Source organism: Trinickia sp. (genome assembly GCF_051961175.1).
Lineage (GTDB): Bacteria > Pseudomonadota > Gammaproteobacteria > Burkholderiales > Burkholderiaceae > Trinickia.
The window spans coordinates 1-2,780 of sequence record NZ_JBQCDN010000048.1 but is presented as its reverse complement, the minus strand read 5'-3'; the positions used below and the strand labels follow the sequence as shown (position 1 = coordinate 2,780).

3 protein-coding genes are annotated in these 2,780 nt (G+C 61.5%); 2 read left to right on the top strand and 1 reads right to left on the bottom strand.

Annotated features, from left to right (window positions below; genetic code table 11):
• The coding region (locus ACTHL0_RS03095) for a glutamine--tRNA ligase/YqeY domain fusion protein (protein WP_440565129.1) at window positions 1-1,601 on the bottom strand (1,601 nt) is incomplete at its 3' end.
• A 295-nt stretch (window positions 1,602-1,896) separates the two neighbouring features.
• On the opposite strand from ACTHL0_RS03095, the gene ACTHL0_RS03090 reads away from it, so the two are divergent.
• Window positions 1,897-2,151, top strand: a complete 255-nt coding sequence (locus ACTHL0_RS03090; RefSeq protein WP_440565127.1) for a GlsB/YeaQ/YmgE family stress response membrane protein — start codon at window positions 1,897-1,899, stop codon at window positions 2,149-2,151.
• A 157-nt stretch (window positions 2,152-2,308) separates the two neighbouring features.
• Window positions 2,309-2,780 (top strand): alanine--tRNA ligase-related protein (locus ACTHL0_RS03085; RefSeq protein WP_440565126.1); only part of this gene is annotated, 472 nt, incomplete at its 3' end.

Here is a 2,780-nt window from a genome sequence, read left to right as displayed (position 1 = left end):
CGCTCTTCGGGCTGCAACGTCTGAGCACCGGGTTCCAGGTACGCTTGCACGACGCGCTTCGAATCGGGATTGAGCGCTTCGAGGAAATTGCGGCCGCCCGCATCGGGCTGCGCTTCCTTGAAGAGGCGATCGTACAGGCGCACTTCGGCCGGCACGGCGTGCTGTGCGCTGACCCAGTGAATGTTGCCCTTCACCTTGTAGTTATTCGCGCCGTCCGTGCCCGATTTGCTGTCCGGGAAGTAGTTGCAGTGGACGGCGACGACGTGGCCGTTTTCGTCCTTGTCCGCGCCCGTGCATTCGATCACATAGCCGTAGCGCAGCCGCACCTTGTTACCCGGGAACAGGCGGAAGTAGCCCTTCGGCGGCGTTTCCGTGAAGTCTTCGCGCTCGATCCACAATTCGCGCGTGATCGGAAAATTGCGCTGGCCGCGCTCGGGGTGGTGCGGGTGCACCGGCGCCGAGCAGGGCTCAGCCAGATCGGCCGGGAAGTTATCGATGATGAGCTTGAGCGGCTCGAGCACCGCCACCGTGCGCGGCGCTTTTTCGTCGAGATCGTCGCGCAGCGCGCCTTCGAACACGCTCATGTCGATCCACGAATCGACCTTCGTCACGCCGATGCGGTCGCAAAAGAGCCGGATCGCTTCTGGCGTAAAGCCGCGACGGCGTACGCCGACGATCGTCGGCATGCGCGGATCGTCCCACCCTTCGACATGGCCTTCCGTCACGAGCTGCAACAGCTTGCGTTTGCTCGTGATCGCGTAGGTGAGGTTCAGCCGCGAAAATTCGATTTGCTGCGGGAGCGGCCGCGTGAAAACGCCAGCCTCGGCCAATTCGTTCAAGACCCAGTCATACAGCGGACGGTGATCCTCGAATTCCAGCGTGCACAGCGAATGTGTGATGTTTTCGATCGCGTCCGAGATGCAGTGCGCGTAGTCGTACATCGGGTAGACGCACCAGGCGTCGCCCGTGCGGTAGTGATGCGCGAAACGGATCCGATAGATGACCGGGTCGCGCATCGTCATGTTCGGCGAGGCCATGTCGATCTTCGCGCGCAGCACGTGCTCGCCTTCCTTGAATTCGCCCGCTTTCATGCGGCGGAACAGATCGAGGTTCTCTGCGGGCGTACGGTCGCGATAGGTCGAGTTCTTGCCGGGCTCCGTCAGCGAGCCGCGGTTCGTGCGCATTTCGTCTGCGCTTTGGCTATCGACGTAAGCCTTGCCGCGTTCGATCAACAGTTCGGCGTATTCATAGAGCTTGCCGTAGTAGTCGCTTGCGAAGTACTGGTGCGACGTGCCGTCTTTGTCCCAATCGAAGCCGAGCCAGCGCACGGCGTCGACGATCGAATCGGCGTACTCCATGCTCTCCTTTTCAGGGTTCGTATCGTCGAAGCGCAGGTGGCAAACGCCGCCGTAATCGCGCGCGACGCCGAAGTTCAGGCAGATGCTCTTCGCGTGCCCGATGTGCAGGTAGCCGTTCGGCTCGGGCGGGAAGCGCGTTTCGACGCGGTTGGCCCATTTGCCCGTACGGTTGTCCTCATCGATGATATTTCGAATGAAATTGGACGGCGGAGCCGTCGCAGCGTCGTTGCGTTCGTTGTTCATGCGAGGTCAAAAATCGGCGGAAATTTCACGGGGTGTGCCCGCGGCAATCCGTTCATTCTACCTAAAGCACGCGCCGCAGGCCCGCGGTGCCCTTGGCGAGGGAATCGATGCCCAAAAGTGCCACGATGTACGCCGGCGGACGCAAACAATTGTCACTGCACGTTGCAAGGCATCCAAAACGGGGCACTACCAGATAGACTGCATGGGCGGCACCGCGCTCGCTGGGCCGTATGCCGCCCGATAGCCGTGCGGCGTAGGCATCAAGAACACACTCAGGTCCTTCGGAGAAATAAACATGCATCACGGTCTCATCGTCTGGTTGATCATCGGGGCCCTCGCGGGCTGGCTCGCCGGGTTGATTACGAAAGGAGGGGGGTTCGGCCTGTTTGTCGACATCCTCGTCGGGATAGTCGGCGCGTTCGTGGGCGGATGGTTGGCCGGGGTCTTGCACATCGGCGTTGGCGGCGGCTTCTTCAGCTCGCTGTTCGTCGCCGTGATCGGCGCGCTCGTCTTGCTCTTCGTCATTCGGCTCGTTCGACGCGTGGCTTGATCGGCGGGTTCGGGCCCGTCTTCGCCGGCGGGCCCGCGCTTCTGGGGTGGCGCCCGACATTTCCGTATAATGGCCCGTTTAGGGGAAAACGGCCCGGCGCCATGAGCCAGAAGGCGCGGCCGGTTTCCAGTCGAGACCGTCGCCCCCTCAGTTTTCTATGAAAGCCGCCGAAATCCGCGAGAAATTCCTCAAGTTCTTCGAATCGAAGGGCCATACGATCGTCCGTTCGTCGAGCCTCGTGCCCGGCAACGACCCGACACTGCTCTTCACCAATTCGGGGATGGTGCAGTTCAAAGACGTCTTCCTCGGTGCCGAATCGCGTCCGTACTCGCGTGCCACGACGGCCCAGCGCAGCGTGCGCGCCGGCGGCAAACACAACGATCTCGAAAACGTCGGCTATACGGCCCGGCACCACACGTTCTTCGAGATGCTCGGCAACTTCTCGTTCGGCGATTACTTCAAGCGCGATGCGATCCATTACGCGTGGGAACTGTTGACGAACGTCTATCAGCTGCCGAAGGAAAAGCTGTGGGTCACCGTCTATCAGGAAGACGACGAAGCCCATGACATCTGGGCGAAGGAAGTGGGCGTGCCCACCGAGCGCATCATCCGCATCGGCGACAACAAGG